Source organism: Gordonia amarae NBRC 15530 (genome assembly GCF_000241345.1).
Lineage (GTDB): Bacteria > Actinomycetota > Actinomycetes > Mycobacteriales > Mycobacteriaceae > Gordonia > Gordonia amarae.
Genome location: NZ_BAED01000058.1, coordinates 19,628 through 38,664 on the forward strand (window position 1 = coordinate 19,628; position 19,037 = coordinate 38,664).

The following is a 19,037-nucleotide window of genomic DNA, read 5'->3' on the forward strand; positions in this document are numbered from 1 at the left end:
GTTGTGAATCAGGTATTTAGGGTTACGACATCAGCACCGGGGAATATTGTGCGTCAGCCGTCGGCTTTCAGGGGCGGGAATTGCGGATCCCGTTTCTCGAAGAAGCTGGTGATGCCTTCGATGACATCGGGCTGCTTGATCGAAAGATTCATCAGCTCAACGGATTTCGCGGTGGTCGCGGCGACGGCGGCGCGGTCGGACTCATCGTAGAGCTGCCCCTTGATCTGCGCCAGCGCCCACGGCGAACACCGTGTCGCCAGTTCGTCGGCGTATTCGATGACCCGAGTCAGTAAATCCGCGTCGTCGACGACTTCTTTCACCAGACCGAGCCGGGAGGCCTCGGCCGCGTCGAACTTACGGCCCGACAGCAGCAGGTCCGCGGCGGGCGCGGCCCCCACCACCCGCGGCAGGATCCACGAGATACCTTGCTCGGCAACAAGACCCAGCCTGACGAAGGTGGCACCGAACTTGGCGCTCGCCGCGGCGAAGCGGACATCGCACATCAGCGCGAGGGTGAAGCCGAATCCGATACACGGCCCGTTGATGGCCGCGATGACCGGTTTGCGCAGCGCCGTCAGGGTATACGGTTGCCGCTCACCCAGAATCGCACCGAGCGCGTTCTCGTCGGTATTGCCCAGATCGTCGCCGAGCGACTCGGTGCTGGTGGCACCGCCACCCGAGAGGTCGGCGCCGGCGCAGAAACCGCGGCCGGCACCGGTGACGACGATGACGCGCACCGCCTCGTCGGCGTCGGCCTCGTCGATCAGCCGGTAGAACGGGACGGCGAGGTCCATCCCCCAGGCGTTGAGCCGGTCGGGGCGGTTGAGGGTGAGCACCGCGACGCCGTTGTCGCGGAGTTCGTAGCCGACTGCGTCTGCGGTGGACGTCATCGCAGCGAGTAGCGGATCGGGAGGTGTTTGAGGCCTCCGACGAACGTGGTCGCGGTCAGTTGCGGCTCCCCGGCGAGTTCGATGTGGTCGAGGCGGGAGAGCAGTTCGGTGAAGAAGGCCGCGATCTCCATCCGGGCCAGCGGTGCGCCGAGGCAGAAGTGCAGGCCGTGCCCGAACGCCAGATGCTTGTTGGGTTCGCGTTCGATATTGAAGGCGAACGGATCGTCGAAGGCGTCCTCGTCGCGGTTGGCCGACACGTACGACAACAGCACCGCATCTCCGGCCTTGATGGTCTTGCCGTGCAGTTCGGTGTCCTCGGCAGCGGTGCGCATGAACTCCTTGACCGGGGTGACCCAGCGGATCATCTCCTCGACGGCCGTCGGCATCAGGTCGGGATTGTCGCGCAGCTTGGCGAGCTGATCGGGATTTTCGATGAGCGCCTGCAGGCCACCGGTGATGGAGCTACTGGTGGTGTCGTGGCCGGCGGTGGCGACGATCGCGTAGTAGGAGACGGTCTGGATGTCGTCGAGCGGGGCGCCGTCGACGGTGGCGTTGGCGATGGCCGAGGCGAGGTCGTCGGTGGGGTTGGCGCGGCGGTTCTCGGTGAGCTTCTGGAAGTAGGCGAACATGTCGAGCATCGCCATCATGTTCTCTTCGTCGCTGGTGCCACGCTGCAGTTCCGGATCGTCATTGCCGACGAGTTCCTGGGTGAGTTTGAGCATGAACGCGAAGTCGTCCTCGGGGATGCCGAGCAGCGACATGATGACGTACAGCGGGTAGTCGACGCCGACGGTCTGCACGAAGTCGCATTCGCCGCCGGCCGCGGCCAGCTTGTCGACGAAGCGCTTGGCCAGCGCGTTGACCTGCTCCTGCAGCTGGGCCAGGGCGCTGGGCTTGAACCAGTTGACGCCGATGGCGCGGTACTGCCGGTGCTTGGCGCCGTCCATGTGGATCAGGGTGTCGATGCCGACCTGCTGCTGCAGTCGGTCCTGTTCGGCGGTCATCAGCACCGGGCGCGGGGAGTTGGTGAACGTCTTGGCGGCGCGTTCGACCTTGATGATGTCGGCGTACCTGGTGACAGCCCAGAACGGGGTGTAGCCCTCGACCTCGACCAGCGAGACCGGGTCGTCGCGGCGCGCGGCCGCGAGGGCGGCGTACAGCGCCTCGGGATCCTTGTAGGCTGCCGGGGTGGCCAGTACGGCGGCCGGCACCGCCTCTGCTGTGGTCATCGTTCCGCCTTTCACCTGGTGCTGCGCACCACGGTCGGACATGAGCTGTCGGACATGGGCTGCGAGGGCTGGGTTCTACGTCACACTAGGTCGACTGACGATCTTACCGCAAGGCTTACGGGATTGTTTACGTCCACACAGATGAACAACCGTTGTCATTACAGTAAGGACGCTTGACAGTGCGGCCGAGGCCACGGAAGTATGACTGCCATCACAGCGACGTCCAGCCCGGCGTCGCGTCGTCTTCGCGGAGGTACAAGCGCATGGAATGGACCGTGGGAACCGTCATCGACGCCATCGCCGACACGATCCCCGACCGGCTCATGACCATCTGCGGCGACCGGCGCAGCACCTACCGCGAGGCCTCCGAGCGCACCACCGCCCTGGCGAAGTTCCTGGTGAGCGAGGGCTTCGGCATCCACACCGAGCGCGCCGACCTGCAGCCATGGGAGTGCGGACAGGACCGGGTCGCGCTGATCATGCACAACGACCTGTACCCCGACGCGTTCATCGCCTGCTCCAAGGCACGCGTGGTGCCGGTCAACGTCAACTACCACTACACGCCCGCCGAAATCCGGGAACTGCTCGACTACGTCGCACCGCGCGGAGTCATCGGGCACCGGTCGCTGCTGGCCAAGCTCGGTGACGCGCTGCCCGATACTGTCGAACTGATCGTCTCCATCCCTGATGAGACTCACGATCAGGCCCCGGCCGGCCCCATCGACGGGGCCGTTGAGTTCGACGATGCCTTGACGCAGGGCCGCTCGTGGGACGGCACCCTCCCCGAGGCCACTCCCGACGATGTGGTGATGATGTGCACCGGCGGCACCACCGGACGCCCCAAGGGCGTGCTGTGGCGCCAGGGCGACCAGTATGTGGTGTCGATGAACGGCGGAGTGCACGAGCACGTCGACGAGATCCATCAGAAGGTGCAGTACGCCGGAGCGCCGTGGTTCGCGGTGTCGCCGCTCATGCATGCCGCCGGTCTGCTCACCGCGTTCGCCGGAATCCTCAACGGACAGACCGCTGTACTGTACGACCGCACCAAATTCGATCCGCACCGGGTGCTCGCCACCATCGAACGCGAGAAGATCGGCCTGATGACGATGGTCGGCGACGCCTACGCCGTCGGCCTCATCGACGGCATCCGCGGCGGCGAATACGACGTGTCGACGCTGTTCTCCGTCGCCTCCGGCGGTGCACCGCTCAACGTCGAGCATCAGAAGACGCTTCGCGAGCTCCTGCCCGGGGTGATCCTGGTCAACGGGTACGGCTCCACCGAAACCGGCAACGTCGCCTTCGGCGCGAGTGAGAACGACGAGACCACCACGATCGTCGGGTTCACGCCGCACGCCGACACCCGCATCGCCTCCGAAGACCTCACCGGCTTCCTCGAACCGGGCGCCGACGAGGACGGCTGGGTGGTGCGGCAGGGCCGGATGCCGTTGGGCTACTTCTCCGATCCCGAGGCCACCAACAAGACCTTTCTCACCGTCGACGGGGTGCGTGTCGTGCAGTCCGGCGACCGCGGGCGGATCTCCCAGGACGGCAAATTGTTGCTGCGCGGCAGGGATTCGCTGGTCATCAACACCGGTGGCGAGAAGGTGTTCGCCGAGGAGGTCGAGGAGGTACTGCGCACCTTCGAGCACATCGACGACGTCCTCGTCGTCGGGCGGCCCAGCGAGCGTTGGGGTTCGGAGGTGGTGGCCGTGGCCTCCGGTGACGATGAGCTGGTCGCCTCCGTCGAATCGGGTGAGCTGCAGCGGTATTGCCGCGACAAGCTGGCCGGGTACAAGGTACCCAAGGAGGTCGTGGTCGTCGACGCGGTGCGCCGCCTCGGCAACGGCAAGGGCGACTACCGGTGGGCCAGGGCCGCGGCCTCGCCCTCCGGTGTCCCGGCACCTCCTCGGGATACAGTGGCCTGATGGCCGACCGCATCACCGAATACCGCAACGGCGACTACGTTTTCGACGTCATCGACGCGGGACCGATCGACGGCACGCCGATCGTGCTGTTGCACGGGTTCCCGCAGCGTGCCACCGCCTGGGATCTCGTCGCCCCGCTGCTGCACGCACAGGGGTTCCGGACACTGGCACCGGACCAGCGCGGCTACTCGCCCCGGGCCCGGCCCGGGCGGCGCCGCGACTACACCCTGAGTGCGCTGGCCGGTGACGTGGTCGCCCTGTTCGACGCGATCGGCGCCGGCCCTGTCCATCTCGTCGGACACGACTGGGGCGCCATGGTGGCATGGTCGGTCGCCGCCAAGCATCCCGACAGGGTGAAAAGCCTGACCACACTGTCGGTTCCGCATCCGTCTGCCTACCGGGCCGCCATGCCGCACGGCCAGATCTTCCGCAGCTGGTATGCGGCCCTTATCAACATCCCCCGACTTCCGGAAGTGTTCCTCAGCAAGGCGTTCGCATCCCCGGACGCGCGGGCGCGCATCGGCCTGCCGGCAGAGTCCGCGGACCGGCTTTATGACGACATCATCGCCTCGGGCTCCCTGCCCGGTGCCCTCAATTGGTACCGGGCACTGCCGTTCTGGTCCAAGGAAGACATCGCGCCCGGCACCGTCCGCGTCCCCACCACCCACGTGTGGAGTGACGGCGATTTCTACCTCAGCCGCTACGGTGCCCGGCACAGCGGCCGCTGGGTCGACGCCCCGTACGAGTTCCGGATCATCGCCGGCGCCAACCACTGGCTCCCCGAAATCCACCCCGCCGAGATCGCCGACGCCATCCTGGATCGGGTGCGCGGCTGAGGGTCCGAGGTGGTCACGGCATGCACCGAAAGGTCACCGGACCATCTCGCCCGCGACCACGGCGAGCGTCGCACCTGAGCCGTCCCGGATGACGAAGTCGGCCGGCGATCCGTTCACCGGCGTTCGGAGAAGGCCCACGGCTTCCGCCGCGGTCAATCGTTCCGATGGGCCGGCGATCTGGCCGCCGGGGACCCGCCGGGTGACCGCGGCGTCGATGATCGCGGCCGGGTCCAGCGGGCCGTAGGGGGCGTCGCTCGACAGGGCCACCGGAACCCCCGCTTCGATGAGACTGGCGCAGCGGTAGAGGTTCTCGCGATCGGATGGGTCGACGTCGCGGAGGTAGTCGTGGCCGCGGTCGGCGAGGAAACCGGGCTGGGTGACCACGGTGACGCGAAGGCGGACCAGGTCGTCGATGAGGTCGGGTGGGACGATCGCGGCATGCTCGATGCGGTCGGCTCCGGTCGGGCCGGCATCGTCGAGGGCGGCGAGCGTGAGGATCAGGGCCTCGCGGGTGACGCAGTGGACGGCGACGGCGCGGCCGGCGTCGTGGGCGGCACGGATGCGTTCGGTCAGGTCGTCGAGGTCGGGCAAACCGGAGTCGGCGACGACGATCTTGTACGGCCCCGTCGTTATCCGGGGTTCGGTGATGGTGCGGCCCAACGGAACCCCGAGCAGGTGGACGCGCTGCGGGATCGCACCGGCGGCCACCGCCGACCGCAGGTGGGCGAGGGCGGTGTCGTCGAGGTCGGGGGTGGCGTCGGTGACCGAGGTGATGCCGAGAGACAACAGTTCGGCCCCGACGGCGGCGAGGTCGGGAAATCCTGTGGTGGGCAGCCGTTCTCGCAGCCAGTCGTCGGCGCGGAAGATGCGGCCGGTGGCGGTGCCATCGGACCGTCGTTCGATACCGGCGTGGTGGGCGGTGTCGAGGCCGAGGAGCCGGGCACCGAGACCGTTGACCATCCACATCGCGCCGCTGCGGTGGGAGATCCGCACCGGACGATCGGCGTACATCCGGTCCAAGGTGGTTGAATCCAGGTCACCGGCAACGGTTTCGGCGTACCCGATTCCCCGGACCCAGCCGTTGTCGTCGGCGGTCGCACCCGCCAGCGCGGACGCGAACCCCGCGCCGTCGACAACCTCAGGCGGACCGCATTTCACCGATCGCCGCACTGCCGCGAGGGCATGCAGGTGCAGGTGGTGGTCGGTGTAGCCGGGCTCCGCCGTTCCGCCTTCGCAGTCGACGACCCGCTCCCTCACGGTCCGCCTCAGGTCCGGATCGATCGCTTCGATCGTGCTGCCGGCCACACGGATACGTGTCATCGCACCATCGACGACCACATTCGTCAGCAGCATCACAGCTCCCCGAACACCGAGTCGGTATCCGCGCCGGACGCCGGTGCTGTTCCGCCGGGCACACGCGATCTCGGCGCGGCGACGGCGTACCCGGTGGGCGTGACCCACTCGTCTCCGGATCGCACGCAGGCGGCGGACCGTTCCCCCGTCAGCGTCGACGCCACCGTCTTGGCCATCGAAAGATCATGCACCACACCAGGTTCACCGAGAGCGAGGACCGCCGCGGTGAGCCCGGTGAGCGGATCGGCGATGGCATCGCCGCAGAAGACCGGATCGCCTGCGTCATCAAACGCCACCAGACCCGCCGCCGCGGCGACGTCGTCGCCGAACCCGATCCGGTGGGAGTCGCGGCCGAAGGCGGTGATCGATATCCACGTCGCACCCGACGCCGCCACCTCGTCCGCGTCGATCCCGAAGCCGCGCAGCGCCCTTGGCCGCGATGCCTCGATCACGATGTCCGCCGATGCCACCAGTTCGGTGAGCCTGCGACGGTCGGCCGGGTCGGCGGGGTCGAAGACGACGCTCCGATGACCGGCGTGCAGGAGGTCGTAGAACTCCCGGTTGCCGCGCCGCGCGCCGTCGGGCCGGGTGGTGGTCTCCACCTTGATGACCTCGGCACCCCCGAGCCCCAGCAGCTGGGCACACAGCGGCCCCGCCCACAGGGCGCTGAAGTCCACCACCCGCAACCCTTTCGGTGATCTTCCTCCGCGCAGTCGTACCGGCGTTCGCGGCGGTGAGGACACCGAATGGGCTGCGAGGCCGAGGAGTTCGGCGCGCTCATCGAGTTCGGCTCCGGGGTGTGCCGCCAGCCAATGCTCAAGTTGCGGCCACGGATCATCGGCGTCGATATCGCCGGAGATGAGTGCGCCGTACAGGACCGGATCGTCGGGCCGCGAACACGACAGCGCCGCCCAGCCGTCGGCCGTGAGCAACAGTCGGGTGTGACCACCGGGCGCGATCCGGCCGGCCCGGGTCATACCGGTGAACGCCGCCCGCTCCCCCAGCAGCACCGCACCGTCGACATCGATCACTCCGCCGGATACCGTTCGCAGGATGTCCGCACAATGCCGGGCCCACGACGCCGCACTCCCGGGCGGCACGATCGGGCGCGCGGCGTGACCGGTCAGTGCGACCACTCCGCTCGCTGCCCAGTCGTGTTCGGTGCCTGGATTCATCGACGTCCCGCCGACTCTCTCACCACACGATCCTCCACAAGCACAGCACGGCCCCGCAGGCAACTACCTACGCACCACTGTGTCACATCCGCGGAAGCATCAGCGTGAACATCCGCCGTAGGCAATCGGCGAGTTCGGTGGCCGGCTCGCTGAGCCACAGTTCATGAGCCGCGGCCGAACCGGCGATCACCGCATGGCCGACGGCCAGCGGAAAGTCCGCGGTCTCCGGCTCGCCCCGCCGGGCCGCCACGAACTCGGCGATGACGCGGCGCCAATTCCGGTAGACCGCGTTGGCCTGCGCCTGAACCGCAGGCGAGCGCAACACGAGTTCTGCTCGCTGCCTTTCCCATTCGATATCGTCAGGCCCGTAGTCGAGGGCTGCGATGAACGCGGAGGCCACGGCCGCTACCGGGTCGCCGTCCGGCGCCGACGCGGCGAGCGACCGTTGGAAGGCGGCGAGTTCGGTCGTCGATTCCACCCACACGACGTCGGCCTTGGTGGCGAAGTACCGGAAGAACGTACGCCTGCTGACACCCACCGCCGCGGCGATGTCGTCGACGCTGGTCTCGTCGAATCCGTCTCGGAGGAACAGTCGCTGCGCGACGGCGGCCAGTGCATGCGCGCTCGTGCTCGCGGGTCGGCCACCGCTGTTCGGGCGGTCGTCACCCGGCCGGTGGTCCGCGTCGGTCAGATCAGGCACCCATCTATCTCACCACTACGGACCAAAGTCCCATGAGGTTTTGTCACTCTGTGACATATCCTCGAAAGAGACGCACATCACATAAATGTGTGCCGGATCCTCACACCATCACCGATCAGCGAGCGAAGGAGCACCTGACAATGGGCAAACTGGACGGCAAAGTCGCTTTCATCACCGGAGCAGGCCGCGGCCAGGGCCGCAGTCACGCGGTCCGGCTCGCCCAGGAGGGCGCCGACATCATCGCGGTCGACATCACCTCGCAGGTCGACACCGTCCCTTACGACACCGCCCGGCCCGGCGACCTGGAGGAGACCGTGCGGCAGGTCGAGGCACTCGACCGGCGCATCATCGCCGCCGAGGCGGACGTACGCGATCTGCCCGCACTCACCAAGGTCGCCGACGACGGTGTCGCCGCGCTCGGCAGACTCGACATAGTCCTGGCCAACGCCGGGATCAACAGTATGGCGCCCACCCTCGAGATGGATGAACAGACGTGGGACACCATGATCGGTATCAACCTCACCGGCGTCTGGAAGACCGTCCGGGCCGCGGTACCGCACATCGTCGCCGGTGGGTGTGGCGGATCGGTGGTGCTGACCAGCTCGCTCGCCGCAATCACGGTCAATGAGAACATCGCCCATTACTCGGCAGCCAAACACGGCCTGGTCGGGCTCATGCGCGTATTGGCGAAAGAGCTGGGGCCACAAAGTATCCGGGTGAACACGCTACATCCGACGACGGTCGCGACGGAGATGATCCTCAACGAGCCCACCTACAAACTGTTCCGGCCGGATCTGGAGAATCCGACCCGCGCTGATTTCGAGGAGGCGGCCTCGACCATGAACATACTGCCCGTCTCGATGGTCGAGCCCATCGACATCTCCAACGCAGTCGTCTACCTGGTCTCCGACGACGGCCGGTACGTCACCGGCACCACCCACGTCATCGACGCGGGCGGGCGACTGTAACCACCCCAACCGTATTCACCGGCAACATTCCCGAACCGACAAAGGAGTCATCATGGGCCTGCTGAACGGAAAGACCGCACTCATCACCGGTGGCGCACGTGGCCAGGGCCGCGCACATGCCGTCCGGTCGGCGCAGGAGGGCGCCGACGTGATCCTGCTCGATATCACCGAACCGATCGGCTCGGTGGACTATCCGCTGGCCACCGCCGAGGACATGGCCGAAACCGTCCGGCAGGTGGAGGCGTGTGACCGCCGGGCATTGTCGTTCGATGCCGACGTCCGCAACCAGTCCCAGCTCGATGCCGTGGTCGCCGCGGGGATCGCCGAGTTCGGCAAGATCGACATCCTGATCGCCAACGCCGGCATCTGGACCCGCGCCCCGTTCTGGGAGATGAGCGAGGAAACCTGGATCGACATGACCGACATCAACCTGACCGGTGTGTGGAAGTCGGCAAAGGCGGTGGCGCCACACATGATCGAGAGGCAAACCGGGTCGATCGTCATCACCTCGTCGGTGAACGGGCTCGAACCCGGCCCCGCGTACGCGCACTATGTGGCCGCCAAACACGGCGTCATCGGTCTGATGAAGAACATCGCGCTCGAACTCGCCCCGTTCGGTGTCCGGTGCAATTCCATCAACCCCGGCGCGATTCTCACTCCGATGACCAATCAGCAGGCCGCCTGGGATATGTTCGCCGGACACGAAGGCGGCACCTACGACGACCTGCTGGCGGGCGGGTACGGATTTCACGCGCTCAAGGGCAAGACGTTCCTGCCGCCCGAGGCCATCGCCGACACCGCCGTGTATCTCAATTCGGCTCTGGCCGAGAATGTCACCGGCGTCACCATCCCGGTCGACGCGGGGCACATGCTGCTCACCGGCGTCAACCAGGACCCGGTGAAGTGACGACGCCCCATTCGCGATCGACACCCCATTCGCAATCACTGACCGATCTCGCCGCGATCCGTGAACGGGTCGCGGCGCAGGTCGTCGGCCGTGAACGCGAGCTCGATCTGGTCATGGCCGCTGTCGTCACCGGCCGCGACCTGATCCTCGAAGGTCCGCCCGGCACATCGAAATCGACCCTGCTGCGTGCGATCACCGCCGAATGGAGCATCCCGTTGGTCCTGGTCGAGGGCAACGCGGACCTGACCCCGAGTCGACTTGTGGGGCACCATAACCCATCTCGGGTTCTGCGCGAGGATTACAGCGCCGACAACTTCGTCGACGGCCCTCTGCTGCAGGCGATGCGCGGCGGCGGGTTCCTGTATGTGGAGGAGTTCAATCGTGCACCCGAGGACACCATCGACACGCTGCTGACCGCGATGGCCGAACGAGTGGTGACGGTACCCCGTGTGGGCAGCGTCGTCGCCGCGCCGACCTTCCGGGTGGTGGCATCGATGAACCCCTACGACAATGTGGGCACCACGAGGCTGTCCATCTCGGTGCACGACCGGATGTGCCGTCTCGTCGTCGACTATCAGGACGCGGCTGCCGAACGCGATATCGTTGCCCGGCATGCGGAATCGGCACCGGTACGCATCGTCGCCGATGCCGTCGCCGTCACCCGCGCCACCCGCGAACACGACGCCATCAGGCAGGGAAGCAGTGTGCGCGGCGCCATCGATCTCGCCTTGCTCACCGAGCAGCTCTGCGCGATGCACCGCATCGAGATTCCGGCGGCCGGCACCGTCGAGCCGCCACGGGATCTGCCCACCGACTACACCGCCACGTTCCTCGATGCGATGACGGTGGCCCTGTCGGGCCGGATTCACCTCGACGACACCGCGTTCACCACACCGGAGGGCGTGCTCACGGAGATCTGGGAAGACCACTTCGCACTGAATCCCGCTGCGGCGAAACCGGGTTGAAGAACCGCCGAGGCCGACTCCCCACTGACGCGGCCGGCCGGGAAGCACCTTCCCCGATCGCCCGGAACCTTGCGCCCGTTCCGGCGCAAACCCAAACAGCTCGACACCGAACCCGATCTGCTGATCGCGTCATCGGGCGGTGGGTATGTCCTTGCGGACAGTCGCCGGGACCGGCGGACCGCCGCGTTCGGGGAGCGCCCCGGGTCGCGCGGCGCCGCCGGTGTCACCGACGAGACCGGTGACCTGGACTCCCCGCCGCCGCCCGAGGTCGACGAGAACGCCCGGGCACGGGCCCGGCTGATCGCCCGCACACTCGCTCTTGCCTCGGTTCTCGGCCCGCGCAAGGCACCCCGGTCGGCCTCCGGGACACTGGTCACCCGCCGGTGGCGTGGTGATTCCGACGAGATCGACCTCGACCGCACCTTGGAGGCGATCGCCGCCGAACCATTGCCGACCGACGACGACATCCTGGTACGGCAGCGAGTTCGGCGCCGCCGCAACATCATCCTGGTCGTTGACGTGTCCGGGTCGGCCCGCGGCGAACAGGTGCGGACCGCTGCGGCCACCGCGGGAGCGGTCAGCGGGGAACTGACCCGCGACGCGGTGGGTATCGTGGCGTTCTGGTCGGCTGCGGCGCTGGTCAGCCCGCTCGGCGAACATATCCGGCCCGACACCGTCGTCGACCGGCTGCTCGCGCTGCCCGCACAGGGTCTGACGAATGTGTCGTTCGCGCTCGGTGTGGCTGCCGACGAACTGCGGGGCACCCGGACCGCCGACTCCCGGGTTCTGCTGCTGAGTGACTGTGTGCACAACGCGGGCCCCGATCCGCGAACGATCGCCGCGATGCTCCCCCGGCTCGATGTGCTGATCGACGTCTCCGGCGAACACGACCTCGACCTCGGCCGTGATCTCGCCGCCGTCGGCCACGGCCGGTGCCTGCCGGTCACGGGTTACCGCGATGTCGCCCCGGCCCTGCACCGGATCTTCGCCCCGTAGGCGCACGAGGGCATCGCTCGCCCACCGGTGTACCCGATTCGGCGCGGCGCTATGGCACCGCCTCCCAGCCGGTGAGGTTCTGGATCCGCAGCACCAGCACCGCCGCGAACGGCCGGTCGGCATACTGCGCATACCGCTGTGCCAGCAGGTCGGCAAGGCGGGCCGTGTGCGGGTCCGGATGTTCACAGCGTGGGTCGATGAGTCAGGCTCCGATATGCGGCGTGACCCCGGGACCTACATGTTGAGCGCGGCCCTAGTCGAAAACGGCAAAGAGGAAGGTGCACGCGCCGCGATGCAAGCGCTGCTGCTGCCAGGTCAGAAGAAGCTGCACTGGCGCGATGATGCCAGCCGCCACGCCCTGATTGTTGAGGCGATCGCGGCGCTGGGCGTCGAGCATTTCGTCGTTGTTCACTGCGCGCCCGACATCGACATACGACCGGAACGCCAACGGCGCCTGTGTCTTGGCCGACTGGTCCCCGAGTTGGCCGAGCTCGGAGTGACCCGCGTCATCGCCGAATCCCGCGGGCGAGCGGACGACAGGCGCGACGCACAGGCAGTTGAGCACCTCCGGCAGAGCCGACGTCTCTCCGGTCCGTTTCATATCGACCACGCGAGAGGGCCGTTTGATCCGCTGCTGTGGGTGCCGGATGCCTGCTGCGGCGTTATCACGCGACACAGATGTGGAGACAGCACCCACTACGAGAAACTTTCCACACAGATCACGATGTGCGAAGTGGAATCCTAGAAACGCGAAACCCCAGGCCCTGTCGTCCGGCAGGATCTCCTGGGGTTCACTTCCGATGCCACCGCGATGTCACCGGCTACGTCACCAACTATGCCCGGCCAACGGCGGTGACGTCAACCGGGCGGCAATGCGAGCCGTGGTCACCGGGCCCGCCACCCGGTGAGGTTCTGGATCCGCAGCACCAGCACCGTCACGAAAGGGCGGTCCTCGTACTGCCGGTAGCGCTGCGCCAGCAAGTCGGCGAGCCGGTCCGCCCGGACACCGGCGTCCATCTCCCGGAGCAGCTCCGCGCGCACCCACCACAGCCGCGACCAGTCCCGGGGATCCCAATGGTCGACGAGCAAGGTGGCTCGCGGGTCGGCCTCCAGATTCCGCTCGCGCTGTAATCGCGTCGACGCCTTGGGTTTTACCCGGTCCACCGGAATCCCGAGGTAACCGTCATCGTCCACGGCATAGACCACCGGCACCGCATCCACCCCGCGGACGGGGTGCACCGTCGCCAGCACCCCGTGATCGTGTGCGACGAGTCGCTCACGTGCCCGCTCGGCAGAGAGCCTCACCGTCCCCGACTCCTGATGTCCACCGCCCGTGGCAGCCGCAGGGTGAAGACGGCGCCGCCGGAGTCGGCGTTCCCGGCGGACAGGTCACCGCCCATGGCGGAGGCCAGCCCGTGGCTGAGCATGAGGCCGAGGCCGTATCCGTCGACGGGTTCGGACGCGGCGTCGATACCGCGGGTGAACGGGGTGAAGATGCGGTCGAGGAGGTCCTCCGGGATGCCGGGACCGTCGTCGGCGATCGCCACGAGCACGTCGGTGTCGGTCGCGGATGAGGTGATCATGACGGTCCCGCGCCGTCGCCCATGCCGGATGGCGTTGCCGATGAGGTTGAACAGCACCTGACGCAGCCGGTCCGGGTCGGCGAGCACCCATTCGTCGTCGTCGAGCCGGCTCCGCACACACACTGCCCGCTCGGCCGCCAGTTCCGACGTCAGGTCCACCACCTCGTCGATACTGCCCGCAAGTTCGACCCGCTCGGGACGCAATGGCAGGGCGTTGGCCTCGGCGCGACTGATATCGAGCACATCGGTCACCAGTCCGAGCAGGTGGTCGGCGGCGGTATTGATCCGCGACAGCGCCTCGTGGCGTCGTTCCTCCCCGAGTTCCAGGGTCGCCAGCAGTTCCGTGAATCCCCGGATGGCCTGCAGAGGTGTGCGGATCTCGTGACTGACGGACGTGAGAAGTGCCGACTTCGCCCTGCTGTGCTCCTCGGCGATCTGCCGGGCGACATCGGCCTCACGGTGCGCCTGCCTGTGTGCCTCGGCGGCCAGCCGCTCCGTCAGGTCGAGCACGTTGAATGCCAACCGGGCCGGCGACCCATTCCGGTCCCGGATCACCGAGACCGTCGCCTCGACGGGACACTCCGAACCGTCGGCGGTGATCACGACCGATTGCCTGGTCACGCACGCGCCACCCGCGGTGAGCATCAGCTGGATCCGCGCCTCGGTGTCCGCGCTCAGACACAGCACCGACCCGATGGACGTGCCGATCAGTTTCTCGGCCGGATACCCGCTCAACGCGCAGAACGCGGCATTGGCCCGTTCCACCCGACGATTCAGATCGCACAGCACTTCCCCGGCCGGATTGTCCTCGAACGACCTCCGGAACAGTTCCTCGCTTTCCACCACCTCGTCGATCAGCCTGCTGTGCTCGATCGCCACCGAGGCGATGTCGGTGAACCGGTCCACCAGCCGTCGTTCCCGGTCGGACGGCTCGTGCGGGTAGCCGTGATACACGGCGAACGTGCCCACGATGTGGCCGCCGGGACCGCGGATGGGGGTCGACCAGCAGGCGACGAGCCCGCAGTCGAGCGCGGCGTCCCGGAAGTCCGACCAGCGGTCGTCGATGCGGATGTCGGGAATGAGAACGGCGTGTCCTTCGTGGACGGCCGTGCCGCAAGATCCGGCGGACGGTCCGGGACGCAGGCCGTCGATGGCCCGCAGGTACGCGGGGCACAGGCTCGGTGCGGCGCCGTGCCGCAGCGTCCCGTCGCCGGCATCGATGGTGAGAACCGAACAACGGGCACCCGGCATCATCTGTTCGAGGCTGGCGATGATGGCCGTGAGCACTTCCCGCAACGGTGCTGCGGCAGAAAGTAATTCGAGTACATCCATCTGCCGTTCCAGCAAGGTCGACGCGTCGTCGGGATGCAGCTCGGTGGCCGGCGACGGCCCGGCCCGGCGCCAGGTTCCGCCGCTCATCCGCACCCCGCGTCGAACTGGTAGCCGACACCGCGGACTGTGCGGATCAGCGGGACCGTGGTGTGGCGCCCCAGTTTGGCGCGAAGCCGGTGCACGCGTTCGGTGACGGTCGCCTGGCCGAGCCACGCCGGCGACAGCCACACCGCCTCCAGTAGCTGGGTACGGGAGAACACCTGGCGGGGGTGCCGCAGGAAGTGGACGAGCAGGTCGAATTCCTTGGCAGTGAGTTCGACGACGACCTCCTCGACCCTCACCTCGCGACTGCCGGGATCGACGGTGACGGGTCCGGCGCTGAGCTGTGCGGGCGCGGCCGCCCCGGCACGGCGCAGCAACGACCGGACCCGTGCGGCGAGTTCACCGGGTGAGAACGGTTTGATCAGATAGTCATCGGCGCCGAGATCGAGGCCGACGATGCGGTCCGTCTCACCGCTGCGGCCGGACAGAATGATGACGGGCAGGTCGGCCGGCACGTTCGCCTTGCCCGTCCGGATCTCGCGGAGTACATCGAGGCCTCCGAGCCGGGGCAGCGACAGGTCCAGCACCACGAGCAGCGGCACCTCGGAGGCCATGAACGCCAGCCCCCCGTGGCCGTCGGCGGCCTGAGCCACCTGGAAACCGGCATCGTTGAGCTGCCACTGGACGACCGTGCGGGTGTTCTCGTCGTCGATGACGAGAACCTGCGATCGGCCGGGTGACGCGACGCTCATGTTCGTGCGATCCTGCATCGGGTATGCGGGCCACTCCGTTGTCGGGCCCGCGCCTGCATTCGAGCGTAGCGACGATCGGCGTCGTCCGGGGACGCAACCGGCGCGGATTTTCTCAACACTTCATCAACGTCTCGCGAGGCGGTACCCACTGTCGGCCGGTGACCATACCGTGGAAGCATGCGAACAGATGTCTACGCCGGCAGGCGGTGAATCATTCTATGTCCGAAGTGATCTGGCAGCCGTCCGCCGACAGGATCCGGCAGTCCCCACTGCGCCACTATCTCGATTGGCTGGAGCGGCGCGAAGGCAGGGAGTACCCCGACCACACAGCCCTGTGGCAATGGTCGGTCACCGACCTCACCGGGTTCTGGTCGTCGATCGTCGACTACTACGACGTCGGGTTCTCGGCACCCGCGAACCGCGTCCTCACCGACGATCCGATGCCGGACGCACGATGGTTTCCCGGCGCCAGGCTCAACTGGGCCGAACACATGCTGCGCCGCGGCCGCGACGGCGACGCCGCCCTGATCTGTGTGCAAGAGGGCGGCCACCCCGCTCACGAGATCACCTTCGCGGAACTGCGCGAGCAGGTCGCCGCCATGGCAGGTTGGCTCCGCGGAGCGGGAGTACGGCCCGGCGACCCGGTGGCCGCCTACCTGCCCAACACCGAGCACGCGGTGATCGGGGTGCTGGCCACCGCGGCCGTGGGCGCGACGTGGGCATGTTTGTTCACCCGACTTCGGGCCGGACGGCACCATCGACCGGCTCGCCCAGCTCGAACCGACGGTGCTCATCGCGATCGACGGCTACCACTGGAACGGCAAGGTCCACGACCGCGCCGACGTGGTGGCGCAGTTGCGCGACAGGCTGACCTCCGTGCGTCATGTCGTGCACGTGCCTTACGCGTTCGACAGGCCCGGACCCGACGGGACGACCCCGTGGGACGAGGTGCTGGCCACCGGAGCTGCGCCGGAGTTCGAGCAGGTGGAGTTCTCCCATCCGTTGTGGGTGTTGTTCACCTCGGGAACAACGGGCCTGCCGAAAGGTCTGGTGCACAGCCATGGCGGGATCACTCTCGAAGGGCTCAAATGGTCCGGCCTGTACGCCGGGTTGCGGCCCGGTGAGCGGCTGTTCTCGGCGACCTCGACAGGCTGGGCGTTGTGGAACATCGAACTCGGAGCGCTCACCCAGGGTGCGGGCATCGTGGTGTACGAGGGCAGCCCCCTGTCGCCGGTCGACGCGATCTGGGAGGTTACGGCCCGCACCCGCACCGACGTGATGCTGCTGGGCGCGGCCGTGGTCTCGGCGTCGTCGGCCACCGAGGTGCCGCCACGCGAACGGTACGACCTGAGCAGGTTGCGTCACGTCATGGTCAGCGGCTCCGCGCTCCCCTCATCGGGATACCACTGGATACTTGAGCAGGTCGGCGGCGATGTGTGCGTCGACTCGACCAGCGGAGGCACCGACATCTCGGGTTCGTTCGTCGGCGGCAACTCGTATGCACCGGTGCGGCCGGGACGGATCGGCGGACGACTCGCCGGCGTCGACTGTGCGGCATGGCGCCCGGACGGCACACCGGTGGTCGAGGAGATGGGTGATCTCGTCATCACCAAGCCCATGCCCTCGATGCCGGTATCGCTGTGGAACGACACCTACGGCAGTCGCTACCGTGACGCGTACTTCGACACGTGGCCCGGCGTGTGGCGGCACGGGGACTGGGTGACCTTTCATACCGACGGCAGTCTGACCATCCATGGCCGATCCGATTCGACGCTGAATCGGCAGGGAATCCGGATGGGGACCGGCGACTTCTATGATGTGCTCGACGGCATGGACGGAGTCGCCGAAACCCTCGTGATCGGTATCGACCGGCCCGGCGACGAGTACTGGCTCGGCCTGTTCGTCGTTACGGCCGCCGATGGTTCCGTCGATGACGCTCTGCGACAACGAATCACAACAGAGTTGCGCTCACGACTGTCGCCGCGGCATGTGCCCGACGAGATCGTCGCGGCACCGGCGATTCCGCACACCATCAACGGCAAACGCCTGGAGGTTCCGGTCAAGAAACTGCTGATGGGCCGTGCGCTCGACGAGGCCGCCAGCACCGCATCGGTCGATAACCCCGGCGTCCTGGACTGGTTCGCCCAGTTCGCGGCTGCGCGGTTCGGGCCGACCGAATCCGGCGAATAGGCCTCACCGAAACAGTTCGGCCGGTCGGTGTGTCACCGACCGGCCGAACTGTTTCGTTATACTACTGCGACGCAGAGGATTTCAGATGGCGTTGACCTTCGGCATGATCTCCTCGGTGAGCCGCTTGAGGTCGTCCATCGTCTTCGATGTGGGCACGTCACGGAACGGCGGCCATAGCAGCGGCATGGTCATGCCGGCTTCCTTGTAGCGCTTGAGGCGGTCCTCGATCTGCTGGGCGGTGCCGGCAAGCAGATTGGTCGCCTTTCCGGCGTCGCTGATCCATCGGCTCGTCGGTGATGACGAACCAGATCATGCTGCACATGTCGAAGCCCTCGGGGAATCCACGGCCGAGTTCACCTAGTTCCCTTTCCATTTCGCCCTTCCAGTGGGCGATGTCCTCCGGCGAGTCCTGGATACCGATCCAGCCTTGCAGACCGTACTTGGCGATACGTTTGGCCGAACGCTTCGGATCTTTGAGGCCGGAGAAGTAGATTGGCGGGCCGGGCTTCTGGACGGGTTTGTGACCGAAACCGGAGAGTTCGAAATCGGCGAATTCGCCGTGATACTCGAACAGTTCCTCGGTCCAAACGCCCTGCATGATCTCCAGTGTTTCGCGGACGTGGCCGTGCCGGCGCTTGAACAGGTGCGTGACGCTGGCCGCGGCGAACTCCTCGGGCATCCAGCCCGATCCGACGCCGACGTTGAGTCGGCCGCCCGCCAGATGGTCCTGGGTGGCCAGCTCTGCGGCGAGCACCCCCGGTGAACGGTACGGGGTGTCGATGATACTCATGCCCAGACGCACCTTGGTCGTCTTGGCCGCGAGATATGGGATCAGCGGCATTCCCTGGAACCATTCGCCACGGGAGATGACCGGCAGGCTCTTGGGAAGGTCCGACATCATGCCGAACGGATAGGTCAGATTCTCGTGGTCGGAGGTTTCCGGGACGATGATCCGGTCCAGGGTCCAGACGGAATCGAAGTCGAGGTCCTCGGCAAGTGCGGTCAGGTCGTCGAGTTCCTTGAGCGTCACATGGTCACGAAAGTTGGGTAGGTAGAGAGCAAGCTTCATCGGGGCTCCTCGGTGAGCTGTACAGGATCGTGTGTGGCCGCGATCGCAGGCGAGGTGATCGCGTGTGACTGCAGCCACACCCTGAGATTAGGAAGGCTTGCTCAATTCCGAGCCACCTTATTATC

General features: G+C 67.1%; 17 protein-coding genes and 1 pseudogene. 8 read left to right on the plus strand and 10 right to left on the minus strand.

Going from position 1 to position 19,037, the window contains the following annotated elements; genetic code table 11:
- Positions 1-53 precede the first annotated feature (53 nt).
- Positions 54-890, minus strand: coding sequence for an enoyl-CoA hydratase-related protein (locus GOAMR_RS15970; RefSeq protein ID WP_005190073.1), 837 nt, complete (start codon positions 888-890; stop codon positions 54-56).
- Complete coding sequence (locus tag GOAMR_RS15975) at positions 887-2,119, minus strand: cytochrome P450 (protein ID WP_005190076.1); 1,233 nt, start codon at positions 2,117-2,119, stop codon at positions 887-889. The genes GOAMR_RS15970 and GOAMR_RS15975 overlap by 4 nt, the downstream gene beginning before the upstream one ends.
- Positions 2,120-2,382: 263 nt before the next feature.
- Here GOAMR_RS15975 and GOAMR_RS15980 point away from each other — a divergent pair, with 263 nt between their 5' ends.
- A complete protein-coding gene (locus tag GOAMR_RS15980) occupies positions 2,383-4,044 on the plus strand; it encodes an AMP-binding protein (protein ID WP_005190079.1) in 1,662 nt (553 codons plus the stop codon).
- On the plus strand, positions 4,044-4,880 hold the full coding sequence (locus GOAMR_RS15985; protein ID WP_005190082.1) for an alpha/beta fold hydrolase: 837 nt from the start codon (positions 4,044-4,046) through the stop codon (positions 4,878-4,880). The genes GOAMR_RS15980 and GOAMR_RS15985 overlap by 1 nt, the downstream gene beginning before the upstream one ends.
- A gap of 33 nt (positions 4,881-4,913) precedes the next feature.
- On the opposite strand, the gene GOAMR_RS15990 is transcribed toward GOAMR_RS15985, so the two are convergent.
- The 3 genes from GOAMR_RS15990 to GOAMR_RS16000 form a co-directional block, all read right to left on the minus strand.
- Positions 4,914-6,233, minus strand: coding sequence for an amidohydrolase family protein (locus GOAMR_RS15990; RefSeq protein ID WP_005190084.1), 1,320 nt, complete (start codon positions 6,231-6,233; stop codon positions 4,914-4,916).
- Positions 6,233-7,408, minus strand: coding sequence for a CoA transferase (locus GOAMR_RS15995; protein WP_005190087.1), 1,176 nt, complete (start codon positions 7,406-7,408; stop codon positions 6,233-6,235). The genes GOAMR_RS15990 and GOAMR_RS15995 overlap by 1 nt, the downstream gene beginning before the upstream one ends.
- A gap of 82 nt (positions 7,409-7,490) precedes the next feature.
- Complete coding sequence (locus GOAMR_RS16000) at positions 7,491-8,108, minus strand: acyl-CoA-like ligand-binding transcription factor (RefSeq protein ID WP_005190089.1); 618 nt, start codon at positions 8,106-8,108, stop codon at positions 7,491-7,493.
- Positions 8,109-8,248: 140 nt separating this feature from the next.
- On the opposite strand from GOAMR_RS16000, the gene GOAMR_RS16005 reads away from it, so the two are divergent.
- From GOAMR_RS16005 to GOAMR_RS16020, 4 genes are all read left to right on the plus strand, one after another.
- Positions 8,249-9,076 (plus strand): mycofactocin-coupled SDR family oxidoreductase, encoded by an 828-nt coding sequence (locus GOAMR_RS16005; protein WP_005190092.1) that lies wholly within the window; start codon positions 8,249-8,251, stop codon positions 9,074-9,076.
- Between the two features lie 52 nt (positions 9,077-9,128).
- Positions 9,129-9,983 (plus strand): mycofactocin-coupled SDR family oxidoreductase, encoded by an 855-nt coding sequence (locus tag GOAMR_RS16010; protein WP_005190095.1) that lies wholly within the window; start codon positions 9,129-9,131, stop codon positions 9,981-9,983.
- Positions 9,980-10,948, plus strand: a complete 969-nt coding sequence (locus GOAMR_RS16015; protein WP_005190098.1) for an AAA family ATPase — start codon at positions 9,980-9,982, stop codon at positions 10,946-10,948. Before GOAMR_RS16010 ends, GOAMR_RS16015 begins: the two co-directional genes overlap by 4 nt.
- Before the next feature lie 69 nt (positions 10,949-11,017).
- Positions 11,018-11,944 (plus strand): vWA domain-containing protein, encoded by a 927-nt coding sequence (locus GOAMR_RS16020; RefSeq protein WP_005190100.1) that lies wholly within the window; start codon positions 11,018-11,020, stop codon positions 11,942-11,944.
- A gap of 253 nt (positions 11,945-12,197) precedes the next feature.
- On the opposite strand, the gene GOAMR_RS16025 is transcribed toward GOAMR_RS16020, so the two are convergent.
- From GOAMR_RS16025 to GOAMR_RS16040, 4 genes are all read right to left on the minus strand, one after another.
- A complete protein-coding gene (locus tag GOAMR_RS16025) occupies positions 12,198-12,545 on the minus strand; it encodes a hypothetical protein (RefSeq protein WP_138943774.1) in 348 nt (115 codons plus the stop codon).
- A 284-nt stretch (positions 12,546-12,829) separates the two neighbouring features.
- On the minus strand, positions 12,830-13,249 hold the full coding sequence (locus GOAMR_RS16030; RefSeq protein ID WP_005190104.1) for a pyridoxamine 5'-phosphate oxidase family protein: 420 nt from the start codon (positions 13,247-13,249) through the stop codon (positions 12,830-12,832).
- Positions 13,246-14,946, minus strand: coding sequence for a sensor histidine kinase (locus GOAMR_RS16035; RefSeq protein ID WP_040515543.1), 1,701 nt, complete (start codon positions 14,944-14,946; stop codon positions 13,246-13,248). The genes GOAMR_RS16030 and GOAMR_RS16035 overlap by 4 nt, the downstream gene beginning before the upstream one ends.
- Positions 14,943-15,653 (minus strand): response regulator transcription factor, encoded by a 711-nt coding sequence (locus GOAMR_RS16040; RefSeq protein ID WP_005190110.1) that lies wholly within the window; start codon positions 15,651-15,653, stop codon positions 14,943-14,945. The genes GOAMR_RS16035 and GOAMR_RS16040 overlap by 4 nt, the downstream gene beginning before the upstream one ends.
- 218 nt (positions 15,654-15,871) lie before the next feature.
- Between GOAMR_RS16040 and GOAMR_RS25765 the strand changes: the two are divergent.
- Together GOAMR_RS25765 and GOAMR_RS16045 are read left to right on the plus strand one after the other, a co-directional pair.
- Positions 15,872-16,318: pseudogene (locus GOAMR_RS25765) on the plus strand (acetyl-coenzyme A synthetase N-terminal domain-containing protein); the annotation flags it as partial.
- A gap of 91 nt (positions 16,319-16,409) precedes the next feature.
- Positions 16,410-17,843: an acetoacetate--CoA ligase gene (locus tag GOAMR_RS16045; protein WP_259064793.1), complete on the plus strand. Its 1,434-nt coding sequence runs from the start codon at positions 16,410-16,412 to the stop codon at positions 17,841-17,843.
- A 157-nt stretch (positions 17,844-18,000) separates the two neighbouring features.
- Here the strand turns inward: GOAMR_RS16045 and GOAMR_RS16050 are convergent, their stop codons facing one another.
- Complete coding sequence (locus tag GOAMR_RS16050; RefSeq protein ID WP_005190120.1) at positions 18,001-18,912, minus strand: LLM class flavin-dependent oxidoreductase; 912 nt, start codon at positions 18,910-18,912, stop codon at positions 18,001-18,003.
- Between the last annotated feature and the right edge of the window lie 125 nt (positions 18,913-19,037).